The 19,679-nt window shown below is 59.7% G+C and carries 12 protein-coding genes and 4 tRNA genes; all 16 read right to left on the reverse strand.

Features of this window, described 5'->3' with window-relative positions:
- Positions 1 to 87: 87 nt before the first annotated feature.
- Positions 88 to 4,323 carry a DNA-directed RNA polymerase subunit beta' gene (gene rpoC / locus F1609_RS10260; RefSeq protein WP_167076331.1) on the reverse strand — a complete coding sequence of 1,412 codons (4,236 nt, stop codon included), beginning with the start codon at positions 4,321 to 4,323 and terminating at the stop codon, positions 88 to 90.
- 155 nt (positions 4,324 to 4,478) lie between these two features.
- Entirely contained in the window at positions 4,479 to 8,585 is a 4,107-nt protein-coding gene (rpoB, locus tag F1609_RS10265; protein WP_167076332.1) for a DNA-directed RNA polymerase subunit beta, read from the reverse strand.
- 254 nt (positions 8,586 to 8,839) lie between these two features.
- Positions 8,840 to 9,214, reverse strand: coding sequence for a 50S ribosomal protein L7/L12 (rplL, locus tag F1609_RS10270; protein ID WP_167076333.1), 375 nt, complete (start codon positions 9,212 to 9,214; stop codon positions 8,840 to 8,842).
- Positions 9,215 to 9,323: 109 nt separating this feature from the next.
- Positions 9,324 to 9,869 carry a 50S ribosomal protein L10 gene (rplJ, locus tag F1609_RS10275; RefSeq protein WP_166898802.1) on the reverse strand — a complete coding sequence of 182 codons (546 nt, stop codon included), beginning with the start codon at positions 9,867 to 9,869 and terminating at the stop codon, positions 9,324 to 9,326.
- A gap of 275 nt (positions 9,870 to 10,144) precedes the next feature.
- Positions 10,145 to 10,840: a 50S ribosomal protein L1 gene (rplA, locus tag F1609_RS10280; RefSeq protein WP_166880641.1), complete on the reverse strand. Its 696-nt coding sequence runs from the start codon at positions 10,838 to 10,840 to the stop codon at positions 10,145 to 10,147.
- Complete coding sequence (gene rplK, locus F1609_RS10285) at positions 10,840 to 11,271, reverse strand: 50S ribosomal protein L11 (RefSeq protein WP_054265745.1); 432 nt, start codon at positions 11,269 to 11,271, stop codon at positions 10,840 to 10,842. The genes rplA and rplK overlap by 1 nt, the downstream gene beginning before the upstream one ends.
- 172 nt (positions 11,272 to 11,443) lie before the next feature.
- Positions 11,444 to 12,073, reverse strand: a complete 630-nt coding sequence (gene nusG, locus F1609_RS10290; protein ID WP_167076334.1) for a transcription termination/antitermination protein NusG — start codon at positions 12,071 to 12,073, stop codon at positions 11,444 to 11,446.
- 1 nt (position 12,074) lies between these two features.
- Positions 12,075 to 12,461, reverse strand: coding sequence for a preprotein translocase subunit SecE (secE, locus tag F1609_RS10295; protein ID WP_167076335.1), 387 nt, complete (start codon positions 12,459 to 12,461; stop codon positions 12,075 to 12,077).
- 34 nt (positions 12,462 to 12,495) lie between these two features.
- Positions 12,496 to 12,571, reverse strand: a tRNA-Trp gene (locus F1609_RS10300).
- A gap of 105 nt (positions 12,572 to 12,676) precedes the next feature.
- Complete coding sequence (tuf, locus tag F1609_RS10305; RefSeq protein ID WP_167076263.1) at positions 12,677 to 13,882, reverse strand: elongation factor Tu; 1,206 nt, start codon at positions 13,880 to 13,882, stop codon at positions 12,677 to 12,679.
- A gap of 95 nt (positions 13,883 to 13,977) precedes the next feature.
- Positions 13,978 to 14,052, reverse strand: a tRNA-Thr gene (locus tag F1609_RS10310).
- Between the two features lie 59 nt (positions 14,053 to 14,111).
- Positions 14,112 to 14,185, reverse strand: a tRNA-Gly gene (locus F1609_RS10315).
- A 41-nt stretch (positions 14,186 to 14,226) separates the two neighbouring features.
- A tRNA-Tyr gene (locus F1609_RS10320) sits at positions 14,227 to 14,311 on the reverse strand.
- A 324-nt stretch (positions 14,312 to 14,635) separates the two neighbouring features.
- Positions 14,636 to 16,192 carry an HDOD domain-containing protein gene (locus F1609_RS10325; protein WP_167076336.1) on the reverse strand — a complete coding sequence of 519 codons (1,557 nt, stop codon included), beginning with the start codon at positions 16,190 to 16,192 and terminating at the stop codon, positions 14,636 to 14,638.
- 22 nt (positions 16,193 to 16,214) lie between these two features.
- Positions 16,215 to 17,855 (reverse strand): response regulator, encoded by a 1,641-nt coding sequence (locus F1609_RS10330; protein ID WP_167076337.1) that lies wholly within the window; start codon positions 17,853 to 17,855, stop codon positions 16,215 to 16,217.
- 165 nt (positions 17,856 to 18,020) lie between these two features.
- Positions 18,021 to 19,631, reverse strand: coding sequence for a DUF3369 domain-containing protein (locus F1609_RS10335; RefSeq protein WP_167076338.1), 1,611 nt, complete (start codon positions 19,629 to 19,631; stop codon positions 18,021 to 18,023).
- Positions 19,632 to 19,679 lie beyond the last annotated feature (48 nt).

The raw sequence follows: 19,679 nt of genomic DNA on the forward strand, positions 1-19,679 counted from the left end.
TGCTTAGCGCACAGCGTTCTGGTCATTGACAAAAAAACGGCACCGGGATTGCTCCTCGGTGCCGTTTTCGTGTGCGTCTAAGCTAGATTACGCTTCGTCGCTGTGCTGTGCCGCCGTGTTGTCTTCCATGGCTTGCAGCTCGGTCGCCATGTTGGCTTTTTCAGCGTCCAGCAGCGCCTTGCGCTCTTCCACTTCCCACGCCTCTTTTTCCTTCTTGGCGCGGTGGAAGGCCAGACCGGTACCGCCAGGAATCAGGCGGCCGACGATGACGTTCTCTTTCAGGCCGCGCAGACCGTCGCGCTTGCCCATGATCGCCGCTTCGGTCAGCACGCGCGTGGTTTCCTGGAACGATGCAGCCGAGATGAACGAATCGGTCGACAGCGATGCCTTGGTAATACCCAGCAGGACGTTTTCGTACGTCGCAGGGATCTTGCCGGCGGCGATCACGCGATCGTTTTCGTCCAGCAGCTCCGAACGCTCGACCTGTTCGCCGACGATGTAGTTCGCATCGCCCGCTTCCACGATCTGCACGCGGCGCAGCATCTGGCGCACGATCACTTCGATGTGCTTGTCGTTAATCTTCACGCCCTGCAGACGGTACACGTCCTGCACTTCGTCAACGATGTAACGCGCCAGCGCTTCGATACCCAAGAGACGCAGGATGTCTTGCGGATCGGCCGGGCCGTCCACGATCATCTCGCCCTTGTTCACTACCTGGCCGTCGTGTACCAGCACTTGCTTGTCCTTGGTGATCAGGAACTCGTGCTTATTGCCGTCCATGTCCGTGATTTCCAGACGCTGCTTGCCTTTGGTTTCTTTACCAAACGCAACCGTACCCGTGACTTCGGCCAGCATGCCGGCGTCTTTCGGCGAACGCGCTTCGAACAGCTCGGCAACCCGTGGCAGACCACCGGTAATGTCGCGCGTTTTCTGCGATTCGGTCGGGATACGTGCCAGCACTTCGCCGACCGATACCGATTGACCGTCCTTGACCATGATCAGCGCGCCGACCTGGAAGCCGATCGCCACCGAGTGTTCAGTGCCGGCAATCTTGACTTCTTCGTTGACGTCGTTGAGCAGCTTGACTTGCGGACGCAGCGTTTTGGTCAGCGAACCGCGGCGCTTGGCATCGATCGCCACCAGGGTTGCCAGACCGGTCACTTCATCGACCTGACGGGCCACGGTGACGCCTTCTTCGACGTTCTCGAAGCGAACCGTACCGGCGTACTCGGTAATGATCGGACGGGTCAGCGGATCCCAGGTTGCCAGGGCCGTACCGGCCTTGATGACCATGCCATCCTTGACGATCAGGGTCGCGCCGTACGGTACTTTATGACGCTCGCGCTCACGGCCGTGGTCGTCCGTAATCAACACTTCGCCGGAACGGGAAATGACGATCTGGGCGCCCTTGCCATTGGTAACGTAACGCATGGTCGCGGTGAAACGGATGGTACCGTTCGACTTCGCTTCCACCGACGAGGCCACTGCCGCACGCGATGCCGCACCACCAATGTGGAACGTACGCATGGTCAGCTGGGTACCTGGCTCACCAATCGACTGCGCTGCAACAACACCAACGGCTTCGCCGGCGTTGACCAGCATGCCGCGGCCGAGGTCGCGGCCATAGCACTTGGCGCACAGGCCGAAGCGCGTGTCGCAAGTAAGCGGCGTGCGTACCTTGACTTCGTCGATCGACAGGCGTTCGATTTCTTCGACCATGTCTTCGTCGAGCAGGGTGCCCGATTCGTACAGGGTTTCCTGGGTTTCAGGATTGACGACGTCATGCACGTTGACACGGCCAAGGATACGGTCGCGCAACGGCTCGATGACTTCACCGCCTTCGACCATCGCCTTCATCAGCGCGCCGTTGGTGGTGCCGCAATCGTCCTCGATCACAACCAGATCCTGGGTCACGTCGACCAGGCGGCGGGTCAGGTAACCCGAGTTCGCCGTTTTCAGTGCCGTATCGGCCAGACCTTTACGAGCGCCGTGGGTCGAAATGAAGTACTGCAACACGTTCAGGCCTTCGCGGAAGTTCGCGGTAATCGGCGTTTCGATAATCGAACCATCCGGCTTGGCCATCAGGCCTCGCATACCAGCCAACTGGCGAATCTGGGCTGCCGAACCGCGCGCGCCCGAGTCGGCCATCATGTAAATCGCGTTGAACGATTCCTGCGTCGACTTGGTGCCGTCGCGCTTGATGACGTCTTCTACTTTGAGCTGGTCCATCATGGCCTTGCCGACTTCGTCCGAGGTTTTGCCCCAGATGTCGACCACCTTGTTGTAACGCTCGCCCGCCGTGACCAGACCGGAAGCGTACTGCTGCTCGATCTGCTTGACTTCCTGCTCCGCAGCGGAGATCAGGGTCACTTTTTGTGGCGGTACCAGCATGTCGTCGACGCAGATCGAGATACCGGCGCGCGTCGCGAGACGGAAACCGGATTGCATCAGCTTGTCGGCGAACACGACGGTGGCACGCAGGCCGCACTTGCGGAACGACGTGTTGATCAGCTTCGAAATCTCTTTCTTCTTCAGGGCGCGGTTCAATACGGAGAACGGCAGGCCCTTCGGCAGGATTTCGGACAGGATGGCGCGGCCGACCGTGGTTTCGTAGCGCGTGACGGTGCGCACGAATTCGTCGGTCTCGACATCTTTCGGGTTCTCGACGATACGCACGGTGATGCGGGTCGTCAGTTCGACTTCCTTGTTGTCGTAGGCGCGGATCACTTCCGAGACGTCGGTAAACAGCATACCTTCGTTCTTGGCATTGATCGCTTCGCGGGTCGCATAGTACAGACCGAGCACGATATCCTGGGACGGCACGATCGACGGTTCGCCGTTCGACGGGAACAGGATGTTGTTCGACGCCAGCATCAGGGTACGCGCTTCCATCTGCGCTTCGATCGACAGAGGAACGTGGACCGCCATCTGGTCACCGTCGAAGTCGGCGTTGAACGCCGCGCAGACGAGTGGGTGCAGCTGGATGGCCTTGCCTTCAATCAGGACCGGCTCGAAAGCCTGGATACCCAGGCGGTGCAGCGTAGGCGCACGGTTGAGCATGACCGGATGTTCGCGGATCACGTCTTCCAGGATGTCCCACACGACCGGTTCCTGGATCTCGACCAGCTTTTTGGCGGCCTTGATCGTCGTTGCCAGACCCATCAGTTCGAGCTTGTTGAAAATGAATGGCTTGAACAGTTCCAGAGCCATCAGTTTCGGCAAGCCGCACTGGTGCAGTTTGAGCTGAGGACCGACCACGATGACCGAACGGCCCGAATAGTCGACGCGTTTACCCAGCAAGTTCTGACGGAAACGGCCGCCTTTACCCTTGATCATTTCAGCCAGCGATTTCAGCGGACGCTTGTTGGCGCCGGTCATCGCTTTGCCGCGACGGCCGTTATCCAGCAGCGAATCGACCGCTTCTTGCAGCATGCGCTTTTCGTTACGCGTAATGATTTCCGGAGCGCGCAATTCCATCAGGCGCTTCAGGCGGTTATTACGGTTGATGACGCGGCGATACAGGTCGTTCAGGTCGGAGGTCGCAAAGCGGCCGCCGTCCAGCGGCACCAGCGGACGCAGTTCCGGCGGCAGCACTGGCAGCACTTCCATGATCATCCAGTCCGGCTTGATGCCCGAACGCTGGAATGCCTCGAGCACTTTCAGGCGCTTGGCGTATTTCTTGATCTTCGCTTCGGACTTCGATTCCTTGAGCTCCACGCGCAGGGCTTCGGCATCGCGGTGGATGTCGATCGAGCGCAGCAGTTCACGGATACCTTCGGCGCCCATGAAGGCGGTGAAGTCGTCGCCGTACTCTTCGTACTTGGCGGCGTAGTCGTCTTCCGACATGATCTGGCACTTCTTGAGCGGGGTCATGCCTGGATCGGTGACCACGTATGCTTCGAAGTACAGCACGCGTTCGATGTCCCGCAGGGTCATGTCGAGGACCATGCCCAGACGCGACGGCAGCGACTTCAGGAACCAGATGTGCGCGGTTGGCGAAGCGAGCTCGATGTGGCCCATGCGCTCACGGCGCACCTTGGCCAGCGTGACTTCGACGCCGCACTTTTCGCAGATCACACCGCGGTGTTTCAGGCGCTTGTACTTGCCGCACAGGCACTCATAGTCCTTGATAGGACCAAAGATCTTGGCGCAGAACAGACCGTCGCGTTCTGGCTTGAAGGTACGATAGTTGATGGTTTCCGGCTTTTTGACTTCGCCGTAGGACCACGAACGGATTTTTTCAGGCGACGCCAGACCAATCTTGATCGCGTCGAACGTTTCGTTTTGCTGAACTTGCTTGAATAGATCGAGCAGTGCTTTCATGTATCACTCCAGGTGATGGAACTTCTATATTACATCCACCAATGCGTTGCGCCGTCGCCCCCGCGAAGGCGGGGGTCCATAGCACGGCAGATCCGAGGTGCTATGGGCTCCCGCGGGGGCGCCTAGCCCTGCGCGGGAACGACGAGGTGGCAGTATTAATTACGCTCGAGGTCGATATCGATACCCAGCGAACGAATCTCTTTCACCAGCACGTTGAACGATTCCGGCATACCCGCGTCGATCACATGGTCGCCTTTGACCAGGTTTTCGTACACTTTGGTACGGCCGTTCACGTCATCCGACTTGACGGTCAGCATTTCTTGCAGCACATACGATGCGCCGTAGGCTTCCAGTGCCCAGACTTCCATCTCACCGAAACGCTGGCCACCGAACTGGGCTTTACCGCCCAGTGGCTGCTGCGTTACCAGCGAGTAAGGACCGGTCGAACGCGCGTGCATCTTGTCGTCGACCAGGTGGTGCAGCTTCAGTACGTGCATGTAGCCAACAGTTACCTTGCGCTCGAACGCTTCGCCGGTGCGGCCGTCGTACATCGTGACCTGGTTCTTCGACGGTGTCATGCCGAGTTTGGTCGCGATATGGTCAGGATACGCCAGGTCCAGCATGCGATGGATTTCCGACTCGTGCGCACCGTCGAACACGGGCGTCGCGAAAGGCACGCCGTTCTTCAGGTTTTGCGCCAGGGTCATGATCTCGTCGTCGCTGAAGTTGTCCAGGTCTTCCGATTTACCGGTTTCGTTGTAGATCAGGTTCAGGAACTTGCGCATTTCCACGACCTTGGCTTGCGCTTTCAGCATTTCGCCGATGCGCAGGCCCAGGCCCTTGGCTGCCCAACCCAAGTGGGTCTCGAGAATCTGACCGACGTTCATCCGTGACGGCACGCCCAGCGGGTTCAGCACGATGTCGGCCGGGGTACCGTCCGCCATGTACGGCATGTCTTCGACTGGCACGATACGGGAAACCACACCCTTGTTACCGTGACGGCCGGCCATCTTGTCGCCCGACTGCAGGCGGCGCTTGACGGCCAGGTAGACTTTGACCATCTTCTGCACGCCAGGTTGCAGCTCATCGCCCTGGGTCAACTTCTTGCGCTTCTCTTCGAAGGCCAGGTCGAACTGGTGACGCTTCTCGGCGATCGATTCCTTGATCGCTTCCAGAGCCGTGGCGGCATCGTCGTCGGCTGGACGGATATCGAACCAGTGGTACTTGTCGAGGTCGTCGAGGTACTCTTTGGTGATCTTCACGCCCTTGGCCAGCTTTTTAGGGCCACCATTGACAACTTTACCAATCAGCATTTTTTCCAGACGCTGGAAGGCATCGCCCTCCACAATCCGCATCTGGTCGTTCAGGTCGAGGCGGAAACGCTTGAGTTCATCATCGATGATCTGCTGGGCGCGCTTGTCGCGGACGATGCCTTCACGGGTAAACACTTGCACGTCGATCACGGTGCCGACCATGCCCGAAGGCACGCGCAGCGAGGTGTCTTTGACGTCCGATGCCTTCTCGCCGAAAATCGCGCGCAGCAGCTTTTCTTCCGGGGTCAGCTGGGTTTCGCCTTTTGGCGTTACTTTACCGACCAGGGTGTCGCCTGCCTGCACTTCAGCACCGATGTAGACGATGCCGGACTCATCCAGACGAGCCAGCTGGTTTTCAGCCAGGTTCGAGATGTCGCGCGTGATTTCTTCGGCGCCCAGCTTGGTATCGCGTGCAACAACCGACAACTCTTCGATGTGAATCGAGGTGTAGCGGTCGTCTTTGACGACGTTTTCCGAGATCAGGATCGAATCTTCGAAGTTCAGACCGTTCCATGGCATAAATGCCACCAGCATGTTCTGACCCAGGGCCAGTTCGCCCAGGTCGGTCGATGCGCCATCGGCGATCACGTCGCGCTTGGCGACGCGGTCACCGACCTGCACGATCGGACGCTGGTTGATGTTGGTGTTCTGGTTGGAACGGGTGTACTTGATCAGGTTGTAGATGTCCACGCCGACTTCGCCCGCCAGTGCTTCGTCGTCGTTGACGCGAATCACCACACGGCCTGCATCGATATAGTCGACTACGCCGCCACGCAAGGCTTGCACGGTGGTGCCGGAGTCGACCGCCACGGTGCGTTCGATACCGGTACCGACGAAGGCTTTTTCAGGGCGCAGGCAAGGAACGGCCTGGCGCTGCATGTTGGCACCCATCAATGCGCGGTTCGCATCATCGTGTTCGAGGAACGGAATCAGCGAGGCTGCGACCGACACGATCTGGCCTGGGGCGACGTCCATGTACTGGATGCGCTCTGGCGAGACCAGGATCGTTTCGCCAGCTTCACGCGCCGACACCAGTTCATCCGACAAAGTGCCTTCGGACGAGATGGTCGCATTCGCCTGAGCGATGATGTAGCGGCCTTCTTCGATCGCCGACAGATAGTCGATCTTGTCGGTGACCATGCTGTTTTCGACCTTGCGGTACGGCGTCTCGAGGAAGCCGTATTCGTTCAGGCGGGCAAACAGTGCCAGCGAGTTGATCAGACCAATGTTCGGTCCCTCTGGGGTTTCGATCGGGCACACGCGGCCGTAGTGGGTCGGGTGCACGTCGCGCACTTCGAAGCCGGCGCGTTCGCGGGTCAGACCACCAGGTCCGAGCGCGGAAACGCGGCGCTTGTGGGTGATCTCCGACAGCGGGTTGGTCTGGTCCATGAACTGCGACAGCTGGGACGAACCGAAGAACTCGCGAATCGCGGCCGAAATCGGCTTCGAGTTGATCAGGTCGTGCGGCATCAGGTTGTCCGCTTCGGCTTGGCCGAGACGTTCCTTGACAGCACGCTCAACGCGCACCAGGCCGGCGCGGAATTGATTCTCCGCCAGTTCGCCCACGCAACGTACGCGACGGTTACCCAGGTGATCGATATCGTCGACTTCGCCGCGGCCATTGCGCAGTTCCACCAGGATCTTGATTACGGCCAGCACGTCGTCGTTCGACAGGGTCATGGCGCCGGTCAGTTCATCACGGCCGATGCGGCGGTTGAACTTCATGCGGCCCACGGCCGACAGGTCGTAGCGCTCAGGGCTGTAGAAGAGGCCGTTGAACAGGGCTTCGACCGAGTCTTCGGTTGGCGGCTCGCCTGGACGCATCATGCGGTAAATGGCGACCTTGGCGGCCATCTGGTCGGCGGTGTCGTCGATACGCAGGGTTTGCGAGATGTAGCCACCCTGATCGAGATCGTTCGTGTACAGGGTCTGGATTTCGCTCACGGAGGCATCGCGCAGGCGGCCGAGGACGTCTTCGGTCAGCTCGTCGTTGGCCGAAGCGATGACTTCGCCGGTGTCGGCATCGACGATGTTCTTGGCCAGCACACGGCCCAGCAGGTAGTCTTCAGGCACGGAAATGTGCTTGATGCCGGCCGCTTCGATATCGCGCACGTGCTTGGCGTTGATACGCTTGTCTTTCAGCACCAGGGTCTTGCCGGATTTGTCCACGATGTCGAAACGCGCCACTTCACCACGCAGGCGTTCGGCAACGAATTCCATCTCGGCGCCTTCGGAGCGCAGATTGAAATTGTCGAATACGAAGAAGTTCGCCAGGATCTGTTCGTGCGACATCCCGATGGCCTTCAGCAGGATCGTCACAGGCATCTTGCGGCGGCGGTCGACGCGGAAGAACAGGATGTCCTTCGGATCGAACTCGAAGTCCAGCCACGAGCCGCGGTACGGAATGATCCGTGCCGAGAACAGCAGCTTGCCCGATGAGTGGGTCTTGCCGCGGTCGTGTTCGAAGAACACGCCAGGCGAACGGTGCAGCTGCGAGACGATGACACGCTCGGTACCGTTGATGACGAACGAGCCGGTGGTCGTCATGAGCGGCAATTCGCCCATGTAAACTTCTTGCTCTTTCATTTCCTTGACCACAGGCTTGGTTGGCGATTCTTTATCCAGAATCACCAGACGCACCTTGGCGCGCAGCGGCGACGCGAACGTCAGGCCACGCTGTTGGCATTCCTTGACGTCGAAAGCCGGGTCACCCAGGACATACGACAGGAATTCGAGACGCGCAAAACCATTGTGCGACACGATAGGGAAAATCGAGGTGAAAGCCGACTGCAGGCCGTCGTTCTTGCGGGTCGACGGGATGGTATCCGCTTGCAAGAAATTCTCGTAGGATTCGAGCTGTGTAGCCAGAAGGAAGGGAACGTTGTGAACGTTGGCGCGCTTCGCGAATGACTTGCGAATGCGTTTCTTCTCAGTAAATGAGTAGTGCATGGACACTCCGTGAGTGACAGAAAGGATGAGAATTCAGGAATTTCCAGGGCCGGGCGCGCACTAGAAAGGCCTCAAGTCTCGAACTTTATGCCAGGTGATAAGAAGATAATACGAATACTACTGGGTAGAGCTTAAGCGTTACTTATACGACAGGGACGACAAAAGAGCCAAAGCCGCATCCTCCCCCTTTCGGGGGAGGACCGCAAGCTTTGACTCCGGCGTAGAACTGAACGCCAAATAAGGCTTTGTTGCTATTACTTGATTTCGGCTTTCGCGCCAGCATCTTCCAGCTTTTTCTTGCCGGCTTCAGCGTCAGCTTTCGAGATCGCTTCTTTAACGGTTTTTGGTGCGCCATCAACCAGGTCTTTAGCTTCTTTCAAGCCCAGGCCGGTGATTTCGCGAACTGCTTTAATGACGCCAACTTTGTTCGCGCCGAAATCAGCCAGAACCAGGTTGAATTCGGTCTGCTCTTCTTTGACTTCAGCAGCAGCGTTGTTGTTGCCGCCGCCGCTCGACACTGCAGCTGCCGATACGCCGAATTTTTCTTCGAATGCCTTGACCAGGTCGTTCAGGTCCATTACGGACATTTCGCCAACTGCTGCCAGGATGTCGTCTTTGCTGATTGCCATTTGAAACTCCATTTATTTTGTGGAGGACAGGGCCGCTGTGCGGCGATGTCCTCTAATACGTTGTATAGATTGGTATTGACTAAAAAAGTGCAAGGGTAATCGCGAACGATTACGCTGCTGCTGGGGCTTCTTCTGCTGCTGCAGTTTCTTCTGCGGCAGGAGCGGCGCCTTCGCCTTTTTTCGCTGCCAGGGCAGCCAGACCACGTGCAAAGCTCGACACCGGCGTCAACATCAGACCCAGGATCTGGGAGATGAGGACTTCACGGCTAGGAATGCTTGCCAACGCGACAACAGCTGCTTTATCCAGCTGTTTGCCTGCGTAGTTACCTGCGGTAATAACCAGTTTGTCGTTGGTTTTAGCAAAGTCAGCGATGACTTTAGCTGCTGCAACGGCATCATCCGAGATCGAGTAGATCAGCGGACCGACCATCGAGTCGGCCAGGTTAGCAAACTGCGTACCTTCAACGGATTTGCGAGCCAGCGTGTTCTTCAGAACACGCAGGTACACACCCTGGGTACGCGCTTTGGCACGAAGTTGCGTCAAGTGACCAACCTGGATGCCACGATATTCGGCCACGACGATCGTTTGCGCAGTTGCTACTTTTGCGGAAACTTCGGCGACGACGGCCTTTTTGTCATTCAGATTGAGACCCACGGTCAACCTCCTAAAATGATACGCGGCAAATGCCTTGCATCGGTTCGAACAACGGCGTCCGACGTTTAGAAGTACAACTGAGCGGATGAATTCACGCAGCGGGACTAACAAAACTTGCTCGGGTGCACCATCTGCGTTGGGTGGTCTATTAACCTCCGGCCTGCCTGCTGCCATCAGCCCAACGGTCTTTGATTGTCTGCCCGGGCTTCGCAACCCGGACATCCCAAAGAGTCGCCACGGTTTGCACCGTGGACTTAATTCAGTACTAGCTTAACTTAAGCTGCCAGCGAAGCCTGGTCGACGCGAACGCCGGCGCCCATGGTCGACGACAGTGCAACCTTACGCAGGTAAACACCTTTCGACGACGTTGGCTTGGCCTTGTTCAGTGCATCGATCAGCGCAACCAGGTTGGCTTTCAGGTCAGCGTCAGCGAACGATTTACGGCCGATCGTTGCGTGGATGATACCTGCCTTGTCGGTACGGTACTGGACCTGGCCGGCTTTCGCGTTTTTCACGGCGGTAGCGACGTCAGGGGTAACAGTGCCGACTTTCGGGTTAGGCATCAGGCCGCGTGGTCCCAGGATCTGGCCCAGGGTACCAACGATACGCATGGTATCTGGCGAAGCGATGACGATATCGAAAGGCATGTTGCCGGCTTTAACCATCTCAGCCAGGTCTTCCATACCAACGATGTCGGCGCCGGCAGCTTTTGCTTGCTCGGCCTTGTCGCCGGTTGCAAATACTGCAACGCGAACGGTCTTGCCGGTGCCTGCTGGCAGAACGACGGAGCCGCGCACGACTTGATCCGACTTCTTAGGATCCACGCCCAGCTGGACCGATACGTCGATCGATTCGTTGAACTTGGCGGTGGCGAATTCTTTCACCAGAGCGACTGCATTGTCGAAACCATAGGACTTGTTACGGTCGACTTTGGCTTTGATTGCTTTAACGCGTTTGGACAGCTTAGCCATTACAGACCCTCCACCGTGATGCCGATCGAACGAGCGGAACCGGCGATGATGCGCACTGCGGCATCCATGTCGGCAGCGGTCAGATCCGGCTGTTTGATTTTAGCGATTTCTTCAGCTTGAGCGCGGGTCAGCTTGCCTACCTTGGTGGTATGCGGCGTTGGCGAACCTTTGGTGATGCCGGCGAATTTCTTGATCAGGTAGGTCGCTGGAGGCGTCTTCATCACGAAGGTGAAGGACTTGTCGGCGAACGCGGTGATCACGACCGGAATTGGCATACCTGGCTCTTGACCCTGGGTCTGGGCGTTGAACGCCTTGCAGAATTCCATGATGTTCAGGCCGCGCTGACCCAGTGCTGGGCCAATCGGTGGGGATGGGTTTGCTTTACCAGCTGGCACTTGCAGCTTGATAAAACCAATGATTTTCTTTGCCATGATGGCTCCTATCTTGGATTGAGTAGTAGCGCCCCGCCGGTACAATCATGGCAGGGCTCCTCTTACCGGATTTCGCTAAACCACCGCGGCGCTCCGATTAAGCGCTTTACTGAAACTTGGATCCCCGCCGAGTGCCGCCTTGGCGCGGGGATGTCATCGGCATTGCTGCCGATTACACTTTTTCGACCTGGCCGAACTCGAGTTCGACTGGCGTTGCACGACCGAAGATGGTGACCGAGACGCGCACTTTGGATTTCTCGTAATTGACTTCTTCGACGTTGCCGTTGAAGTCGGTGAACGGACCATCCTTGATACGTACCTGCTCGCCCACTTCGTACAGCACTTTTGGACGTGGCTTCTCGATGCCTTCTTGCATCTGCTGCATGATCTTGTCGATTTCGCGCGCGGGAATCGGCGTCGGCTTGTTCGACTTACCGCCAATAAAGCCGGTGACCTTGCTGGTGTTCTTGACCAGGTGCCAGGTTTCGTCCGTCATTTCCATTTCAACCAGCACATAGCCTGGGAAGAAACGACGTTCGGTTACCGACTTCTGGCCATTCTTGACTTCGACAACTTCTTCGACCGGCACCAGGATGCGGCCGAACTGTTCTTGCATACCGGCGCGCTCGACGCGCTCGGTCAGTGCACGCATGACACTTTTTTCCATGCCGGAATAAGCGTGCACAACGTACCAGCGCTTGTTACTGACTGGGACGCTCAGCGCTGCGGCAGCTTCTTGCACAGGCACATCTTCGCCTGGCACTGGAGCGGCGCTCGCATCATCTTGCACATTTTCGCTCATGTTATTTCCAACCCAGGATCACGTCGTACAACAGAAATTCAATCGTCTTATCCGTGCCCCACAGGAACAGCGCCATGACGGTCACAAACGCGAACACGATACCGGTGATCTGCATTGCTTCTTTGGGAGCGGGCCAGACGACTTTTTTGGTTTCGCGAACCGATTCCTTGGCGAAGCTCAGGAACTCACGGCCACTGGACGAGGTCCACAAAAGCAGGACGGCAAAAACTAAACCAGCCGCGAGTGCGACAGCGCACATCCAAGCTGGTTTACTTTGGCCTTTCAGGTAGAAGAACCCGACGACCCCTGCAATCGCGGCAACCACTGCCAGCGCGACTTTCAACTTGTCGTTTGACGTGCTGACGGTTTGCACGGATTGATTAGACATACGTTTTTACTTTCGGTGCCCTGCACCAGAACGGTGGCAGGGACGGAGGGCATCGAACCCCCAACCTTCGGTTTTGGAGACCGACGCTCTGCCAATTGAGCTACGTCCCTACGTAAAACTTCAGTGGAATCAGAAATTATACCATCGTGCGGCCGCTGATGGCAATCACTGATTTCGGCGGGGCGCCGGACGCATGTCCGGGCCCGCCCTTACTATTACTTACCAGCGACTTCGCTGAGAATCTTTGCAACAACACCTGCACCAACGGTACGGCCACCTTCGCGGATTGCGAAACGCAGACCTTCTTCCATCGCGATCGGGTTGATCAGCTTGACGGTGATCGACACGTTATCGCCTGGCATAACCATTTCTTTGTCCGCTGGCAACTCGATCGAACCAGTCACGTCCGTGGTACGGAAGTAGAACTGTGGGCGATAGTTGTTGAAGAACGGAGTGTGACGGCCGCCTTCGTCTTTCGACAGGACGTAGATCTCACCGGTGAAGTGATTGTGCGGCTTGATCGAGTTTGGCTTGGCCAGAACCTGACCACGCTGGACGTCTTCACGCTTGGTGCCGCGCAGCAGCAGGCCAACGTTGTCGCCGGCTTGACCCTGGTCCAGCAGCTTGCGGAACATTTCCACGCCGGTGCAAGTGGTCTTGACGGTGTCGGAAATGCCGACGATTTCGATTTCTTCGCCGACTTTAACAATACCGCGCTCGATACGGCCGGTCACAACGGTACCGCGACCCGAGATCGAGAACACGTCTTCGACTGGCATCAGGAATGCACCGTCGATTGCGCGCTCTGGCGTTGGGATGTAGGTGTCCAGCGCTTCGGCCAGAGCCATGATCGCGACTTCGCCCATTTCGCCGGTGTTGCCTTCCAGAGCCATACGTGCCGAACCCTTGATGATTGGCAGGTCGTCGCCTGGGAACTCGTATTTCGACAAGAGCTCACGCACTTCCATTTCAACCAGTTCCAGCAGTTCTGCGTCGTCGACCAGGTCGCACTTGTTCAGGAACACGATGATGTAAGGAACGCCAACCTGGCGTGCCAGCAGGATGTGCTCGCGGGTCTGTGGCATTGGGCCGTCAGCTGCGGAGCAAACCAGGATCGCGCCGTCCATCTGTGCCGCGCCGGTGATCATGTTCTTGATGTAATCGGCGTGGCCTGGGCAGTCAACGTGAGCGTAGTGGCGGTTAGCCGTTTCGTACTCGACGTGGGCGGTGTTGATGGTGATGCCGCGTGCTTTTTCTTCTGGTGCCGCATCGATCTGGTCGTATGCTTTTGCTTCGCCGCCGAATTTCTTCGACAGAACGGTTGCGATCGCTGCCGTCAGGGTGGTCTTGCCGTGATCAACGTGTCCGATGGTACCGACGTTGACGTGCGGCTTGGTCCGTTCGAATTTACCTTTTGCCATTTTAGACTCCTAACGATTTTTGAGTGTGCCCAGGCACGCGCCTGACTGACTATTGAATACTGCGAGTGTTGCGAGTGCTGTGAAGCACCGAATTCTGGTGCCCTTTACGTGGATTGAACACGTGGCCTCTCCCTTACCAAGGGAGTGCTCTACCACTGAGCTAAAAGGGCGATTATGGTATTACGATTTTGCGATCTTGCTGCCACCGATCGCGCATTGCATGAAGCACTGGAGCGGGTGAAGGGAATCGAACCCTCGTCGTAAGCTTGGAAGGCTTCTGCTCTACCATTGAGCTACACCCGCGAGTTACTACTTCACCGACTACAACATCTTCTGCAACAACTTGGTGGAGGGGGCTGGATTCGAACCAGCGTACTCATAGAGAACAGATTTACAGTCTGTCGCCTTTAACCACTCGGCCACCCCTCCGCGAGGAACCGCAGAGTATGAAGCAAGATCAACATGCTGTCAATGTTATTTGCAGGGTGCTTTCTGCTGTCTCACTGAGTGTCTTGCTTCGGGGCGTGATTGTAGCGGGAAGATATCGGGATGTGCAAGGGTTTGGCGAAAAAAGGTGAAATCTTTTTTTGGAGGGGGTGATGTGCGCGGCGTTAATAGTCGTCTCCCCCGCGCAGGCGGGGGCCCATACCACCTTGAATCATAGGTGCTATAGACCCCCGCCTGCGCGGGGGAGACGGCTCTACGGTTCGCGGCCAGGCGCATCGGCCAACGGCAGCGGCGGCAACTACAGCACTACGGCGCCAGCGCCAGCAGCACCTGCCCTTTCAGGGCCTTGATCAGCGAGGTTTCATCGGGCGGCACGCCCTCCGGCGCCGTGACCGCGCGGTCGGCGTAGAACAGGCCCACCTGCACCTTGCTCACCACCAGCGGCAGCACGATGAAGCTCCTGGCGTCGGGCAGCAGCGACCGGTGCCAGGCCGGCAGCAAATCGCGGATCTTCGGGCTGGCCGCGTCCGCAATCATCAGGTCGGCATCGTTTTCCATGGCCAGATGGAACAAATCGCGCGCGGCGCCCATCGGAAAGGCAAAGCCCGCCTGCAGACGCGCGTGATCCTCCCCGAACGCCAGCCGCGCCCGGTACTGGCCGCTGCGCGCATCTTTCAGGCACACCGTGGCGAAGCGGAATCCCATGCTCTTGTACAAAGTCTCCAGCACCGCCAGGATCACATCGTTGACCTTGGCGTCGCCGCCGGCGCGCAGCTGCGTCACATCCTGCACCCCGCCCAGCAGCAACTCGCGCGCATTGTGCGGCTTGCCGCTCGGATGGGCCTGGCCCTCCCCGCTCCCGCCCGCATCCATGGTGGCCAGCAGCAAGACATTCGGCAAGCCGCCGGTATCCGCCGTTTCCTCGTCGCGCGGCTGGGCTTGCATGTTCATGCTGCGCAGCAGCGCCGTCATTTCGGTCTGGACCGTCTCGAACAAGCCCTTCATCTGGTCGGCGCTCAGGTTCAGGGCCACGCCATAGCGCAGCTGCAAGGCCTGGAACTCCTTGCTCTCGGCCGGACTGGCGGAGCGTCCCAGCAGGCGCGAGACCTCCATCGAGAACGACGCCACCTGGCGCATCCACTCGCCGCGGTTGACCGCCACCTTCTGCGCCCCCGCTTGCAGCGGGCTGAGCGAGCGGACGATGACGTCCGGAATCTTCCACTCGGCCATCACCGCCTGCGACAGCGCGTCATAGCTCGCCCCCAGGATCATCTGCGAGGCCTGGCCCACGCTGTGGGTGCCGCCCTTGACCAGCGCGTTGATCTCGCGATAGCGGTCGTGCTCGTGCGAGGCCACCAGCAGCGGTCCCAGGTTCTTGAACAAGGCCCCGATCGAGGCTTCCTCGGCGCCCTGGTAAAAGCTGTGACGCGCCATTTCGCGCCCCACCAGGCTGGCGCACAGGGCCGCTTCGAGCTCGATGCGCACGCTGGTGGCGTGGGCGCTGTTCGACAAGGCGTCCACCAGCAGCATCGCCAGCGCGGTGGTGCGCACATTGTCGAAGCCGAGCAGCGAGATGGCGCGCGAAATCGTGGTGACGGTGGTGCCGGACTTGGTGCGGTAGGTCGGCGTGTTGGACAAACGCAGGATGCGCTGGGTCAGGGCCACGTCCGACAGCACGTAATAGGCCAGGTCGTGCGTGCCCTCGTCGTCGGACGAGGCCATCTCGACCACGCGCGCCACCGAGGCGCCCAGGGCGAACATGTCTTCGTCGCCGCAGACCTTGTGGATCAGGGAGGCGCGCACGCGGCGCGTGTCGCCGTCGGCGTAAGCGGGCAGAACCGGAGGAGGAGAAACGCTGGGCATGGGCAATCGGAGGAAGTGACGATCAGGCCGGCGCGCTGGCTTTCTTGCGCGCGCCTTTGTCGTATTTGGTCAGGATCTGCTGATGCAGGCCGGCCAGGGCCGGCAATTTGGGGTTGACCGGATCGAGCCGGCGCACATTGTCGATCAGCGCCAGCGCATTCTGGGCCAGCAGTTCGTCCCAGCCGAGGTTTTCCAGGCACTTGAGCACGGCGACGGCGGCGTTGAACACCACTTGCGGGTTGTCCGGCAGCTTGCCGACCGCCTCTAACATCAGCTCGACCGAGCCGCGGTAGTCGCCCTCGTTGGCCCTGGCCGCGCCGGCCGCCACCAGGTCGACCACGGCCTGGCGGCTCTCGTGCGCCACCGACAGCGCCAGGTCGGTGCGCCCGGCCTCTTCGAACACCGCCATCGCCTTGGCCATGACGGCGCCATTGGCGGCGTTGCGCATCACCTCGCTCATGACCTCGGCCGCGCCGGCTTCCATATTGTTTTGCAAACAGTTGCGCGCCAGCTCCATCTTGACCTCGGGCGAGAGCCCGCTGGTCAGGCGGCAGGCGCTCAGCGCGGCGGAGAGCGACTCTTCCAGCCGCACATCGTTGCCGGTGTACTCATGCACCATGGCCGACGAAATGGCGCTGCACACGGCCGTGTTCTTTTGCCCGCCCATCGACTTGTCGAGATCGCGGATCACGGCCGCCGCCTGCACCGGGTCGCCCCTCCTGACCAGGGTCTGCACCAGCTTGAGGTGGTCTTCCGGATCGCGGAAGGTCGAATACTTGGCCTTGCTCACCACTTGCTTGAGCACTTTCTCGGCGGTCTCGGTGTCGCCCGTTTCCAGCGCCACCTCGCCCAGTTTACGCAGACGGCGCACCGCATGCGGCGACACCGCCACCGCGTCGGAGAGGACCGCCTGCGACTTGTCCAGCTCACCAATGGCGGCGTGGGTGCGCGCCAGCCAGTCGTAGGCGTCGACAAATTTCTTGTTGCTCTCGACCAGCGACGTCAGGATCTCCCTGGCTTCGTCGAAGCGCTCGCGCAGGAACAGGGTCTTGGCCAGGCCGAGCCGGGCCCAGGCGATGGCCCTGGCATCGAACAGTTGCTGGTAGATCGGTTCGGCCAGCTCCGGCTCGCCCAGGAACAGGTGCAGCTCGGCGCGCAGGCGCAGGAAATCGACCGCGTAGCGCGGGTGCTGGCGCATGCCGTCGATGCAGGCGTCGATCGCGTCGCGCTGGTTGCCGGAATCCATCAGTTGATACACCGGCATGAACACATTGCGCTTCTCGAGCGCGCGCCCGATGCGCTCCAACAACAGGTCGGCCGTGAACGGTTTCAGGATGTAATCGGTGGGCGCCAGTTCGGCCGCGCTGACCACCTTGCTGTAATTGCCTTCGGCGGTGACCATGATGAACATGGTCGAGAGGGTCATCAGCTGATGGTGGCGCAAGTCTTCCAGCAACTGCTGGCCATCCTGGCCACCCTCCAGGTCGTATTCGCACAGCACCACGTCGAACGTTTTCAGGCCCAGGTGCTTGATGGCGGCGTTGGAACTGGCGGCATGGTCGATCCTGGTCAGGCCGCACAGGGTCAGCATGTTGTGGATGCTGGCGCGCATGCCCGCATGCGGCTCCACAATCAACGCTGTCAGTCCCTCGAGTTCGTTCATCTCTTGTTTTTCCGATCAGCTTGTGGCGGTCCATGGGTCCGCTAAGTAAGTCGGCACGCTGGGTCTCAGTATATTACGGCAGAGGAAGGAAATAGTTGAATTCCGCCTTACAGAACGGCGAAACCGCAGCAGGAATACGACACCGTCCCCCGCCACGGGTGCGAATCAATCGTCCTCGACGTCGACCAGCATCGGCGGGGCGCTCTCGATGATCGACAGCAGGGCGGCCACCACCTCGGGGTCGAACTGGGTCCCGCTGCGCTCGCCGATGTAGCTGACCACGTCCGGATACGGCCACGGTTCCTTGTACGGGCGCCGGTGCAGCAGCGCGTCGAACACGTCGACCACGGCCACGATGCGCGCCGCCAGCGGAATGGCGCGTCCGGCCAGGCCCTCGGGATAGCCGCCGCCGTCGAAATGCTCGTGGTGGGCGCCGGCGATCTGGGCGCCGTAGGTCAGGTAGCTGACCCCATCGACCATGCTGGCGGCGCGCTCCAGGATCGAACGGCCGATCTGGGCATGGGTCTGCATCACGCGCCGTTCCTCGGGCGTGTGGGCGGCCGGCTTGAGCAGCACCTGGTCGGGCGTGGACACCTTGCCCACGTCATGCAAAATGCTGGCCAGGCCGATCATTTCGAGCAATTGCGGGGTCAGGCCCGGATCGTCCACGCCGCGCTGCTTCATGCGCTGCGCGATGCGCGACGACAAGTCCTGCACCCGGCGCACATGGCCGCCGGTGCCATGGTCGCGGAATTCGGCCAGGTCGGCCAGCGCCACCACGGTCGCTTCCTGGGCGCGCCGCAGTTGGCCGAACATGTACAGGTTGTCGAAGGCGGCGGCGATGCGCTGGCAAAACACTTCCAGCAAGTCGCGCTGGATCGGCGCCAGCGGCCACGGCGGCGTGACCGAGATGCACAGCTGGCGTTCTTCCTGGGTATGGATGTAGAGCACGTTGGCCGGATGCTCGAACTGGCTCTGCTTTTCGCGGAAGGCCTTGGCAATCGCCGGCATCAGGGGATGGTCGGGCGGCAGCGCCTCGCTGTCGGCCAGCGCCGTGTAGTGGCCGGTGGCGGCCACCACGGTCGGCCCGCCGGTGACGGCCGACATCACGCACAGCACGCCGTCGGCGCCGACGTCGAGGATCGCGCTGACCTGGTTCAGCACGCCCGAGGCGAATTCGCGCAGGGAATGGATCTGGTACAGGTTGGTGGCGCCGGCCAGGATCTTGCCCAGGCCGATGCGGCTGCGTTCGAGCATCATCAGGCTCTCGTAGGCGCGCAGGGCAGAGATGACGGTCGTAAACAGTTTCTGCGTGGTCAGCTCGGTCTTGGCCTTGTAGTCGTTGATATCGTATTCGATGATCACGCGCTGCTCGGGCGCCTGGCCCGGCTGGCCGGTGCGCAGCACCACGCGCACGAGCTGGTTGTTGAGTTCTTCGCGGATGCGGCGCGCCAGGATCAGGCCGGCGTCATCGGTTTCCATGACCACGTCGAGCAGGACCAGGGCGATGTCGGGCGTGTCGCGCAGGATGCGGAAACCCTCGGCCCCGCTGTAGGCGGAAAACAGTTCGAGTTCGCGCCCTTTGAAGGCCACGTTGCGCAGCGCCAGCCGGGTGACCGCGTGCACATCGACATCATCGTCGACGATCAGCACGCGCCACAGGCGCTGGTCGATCGGGGCGCTGCTGGCGGCGCCGCCGGACTCGTCGTCTTCGTCGAGCAGCCAGTTATCGTCCGAGGCGTCCGAGGCGTCCGATGTATCTGAGGGGTCGGTCATACAGGCTCCAGACAAACTTCATGAGGGGCCCCGTGCGCGGGGCGTCGT

The sequence above is a fragment of the Massilia aquatica genome, assembly GCF_011682045.1.
Lineage (GTDB): Bacteria > Pseudomonadota > Gammaproteobacteria > Burkholderiales > Burkholderiaceae_D > Telluria_A > Telluria_A aquatica.